The following is a 2,541-nucleotide window of genomic DNA, read 5'->3' as shown; positions in this document are numbered from 1 at the left end:
AAGATTCTCAAAGAGAAAGCTAACTTAACAGCAGAACAAATAAAGGATTTATCTCCAGATAAGAGAGCTGAGTTACTGAACGAACACATGCCTGCGAGTGTAACATTGGAAGGAATCGCCTTAGGAGCACTGGGAGCATTGACTGCATTTGGAATGGGAATGTTTGGCTTGATTCAAACAGGAATCCATGGAGTAAAGGGTCTAATAAGAAAATTCGATACGATAGAAGATATAAAAGCCTTGAGACAGGATGCAGAAAGAATGAATTTACTGTTATCAGATCCAGAGATGGTATCGCTTGCTAAAGAGAAGTATGGTGAATTAGAGTTTTCGAAGAAGATAGAAGCATATAAACAGAACTTAATGTCCGAAGCTACGTATTTAGACTTTGAATCCAATGATCCCGAGATGGTAGCGATGGTGAAGGAGATGACAGCAGCATTAGCAATATTAGGTGTAGAGAGGGTAACTAGAGAACAGCTAATTGAACGAGGAGCAGACCCAGCTAAATTTGAGAATAAAGATTCGGGTTTGCATTCAGATTTATTCTTCGATAAGAACACAGAGAAGTATGTGTTAGCATTTAGAGGAACGGATAGCTTTCTAGATGCTTGGATTGATATCAAAAATATTGTTGGTGTAGTTACAGATCAGCATCAACAAGCTATGGATCTTGCTCAGTCATTGGATAGATTACCAGAGTTTAAAAACAAACTTACTTTTACCGGACACTCTTTGGGAGGAGGCCTGGCTTCAGCCGCAGCAGGAATCACTGGCTCGACCGCGTTTACCTTTAACTCAGCGAACTTGAACGATGCGACAAGAACAGCAATGGGAGATAATGCGAATGGATTAGAGAATCGTGTGAATTACTATTATTTACCTGGAGAGCTTGCATCCTTGGGTCAGGATTCATTTAATTTATCGGCAGAAGGGAATCGAACAGCACTAGATGGTCAGTTGGGTAGACCATGGTTAGTCCAGAGGGGATTCATAAATCTCCATAGTAACCAATTGATGACGAACGTGTTGTATAATGATATATTGAACGGACGACCTAGGGCAGTCGTAATAACGAATCCCGAATATGATAAGCCATCAGAATCAAATAGAGAAGAGTAAATAGAAATGAAAAGAAGACTAGGAGTAATAGCTTTAGTAATGTTGTCAATTTTAACGAAGATGTCTTGTTCGGTATTTGAGCTTCGCTGTGGGAATTGCAGATTGGGGGATGCATACCAAGATGATATTGCGTTAGCCTTATTAAAGGCAGCAGTAGATGGCGATGCAGCAAAGGTAAAGAAGTTAGTATCCGAAGGAGCGAATCCCAACTATTTAGAACCTGGAAAAATTCCGATGTTGATTTGGACAATCTGTGCAGACAGCTTTGAAGGATACAAAGCGTTACTAGAATCAGGAGCAGATCCGAATCTAGGAGGAACAGGAGATGGACTGAGTGAGATAAAGGGTTATGGAGAGCCAATCACCCTTTATAGATATAAGTGGCATGGAAAGACCCCACTAATATCACTTCGTAAGGGAATGTCTGCAATGGTGTTGTCATCAGCCTTATCCAATCCAGAATATTTGAGATTAGCGATCAAGTATGGTGGAGATTTGAATGCGAAGAAAGGTGAAAGAGGGTATGATAGACCTCTATTATTAGCCGCAAGTTCTGTGCAGTTTGATAATATAAAAATATTGATAGAGGCAGGCGCTGACATTAATATTCACGATGAGAAATTTCTTGGGAATACTGCTCCTGAGCTTGTTATTCGATCATATGCTCGTTATGATATAGCGATATGGCTATTAGAGAAAGGATATAGCTATGATTTATATAATGTAGGTGTTACTGCAGAAATAAGAAAAATAAATCCGTCAGAACAACAAAAGAACAAAGAGAAATTAATCGATATGTTAATTGCCAAAGGAATTAAATTTCCAGACCCAGATGGACGTATTGCAAAGGGACTAAAAACTCGCCAGATTCCCGAATCGGATGTGATGGATATAGTGTATGGAAGGAAATCGATTTACCAGTATCCCAAACGTCCTGGAATGGAACTGGTAGATCCGTAACTAAAATAAAAGTCCTTGCGCACCGGATCGAGGGAGCGTTGTCGTCGACTGAGAGCCGGGAGAGGCGCCCAACGAACTAAGATAAGATGTATGTTTTATGCTCATAAACGGGAGAGAGAGTTTCTAGCGGTGGCGAAGGCCAAGGAAGGCCGAAGCTCGTTCGTCATGACAGGAAGTCATGCGAACGAGAGCTAGGAACGAATCTCGACTTACGGATTATAAGGGAAAGGAAGAAGCAAAAAAAACACGAGCAGCGATAAACGAAAATCCGATCACAAGCATAATGAATCAGATATCCGGACTAGGAAGTGGAATAATCAAGAGTGCGTTGATCGCAGCAGGCGTACCAGAATCGGAAATGAACGCAAGAATAAAGGACGCCACCGAACTTCGTTTTGCTGGAAATATGGAACTAACGTATGCAGAAAGAAGGTATTTAGCGAATGCACAACAGTATGC

2 protein-coding genes are annotated in these 2,541 nt (G+C 40.9%); both read left to right on the top strand.

Annotation, left to right across the window (positions count from 1 at the left end; all coding sequences use genetic code 11):
- On the top strand, positions 1-1,122 hold a 1,122-nt coding region (locus EHS15_RS15885), incomplete at its 5' end, for a Tle-like phospholipase domain-containing protein (protein WP_210416362.1).
- A 6-nt stretch (positions 1,123-1,128) separates the two neighbouring features.
- Complete coding sequence (locus EHS15_RS15880) at positions 1,129-2,082, top strand: ankyrin repeat domain-containing protein (protein WP_135761577.1); 954 nt, start codon at positions 1,129-1,131, stop codon at positions 2,080-2,082.
- Positions 2,083-2,541 lie beyond the last annotated feature (459 nt).

This window comes from Leptospira idonii (assembly GCF_004770995.1).
Lineage (GTDB): Bacteria > Spirochaetota > Leptospiria > Leptospirales > Leptospiraceae > Leptospira_A > Leptospira_A idonii.
Note: the sequence above shows the minus strand (reverse complement) of the source record. Positions and strands in the feature narration are given on the sequence as shown.

Excerpts from the sequence above, each read along its gene's own strand:
- EHS15_RS15880 (WP_135761577.1), top strand. The coding sequence starts at position 1,129 with ATGAAAAGAAGACTAGGAGTAATAGCTTTAGTAATGTTGTCAATTTTA.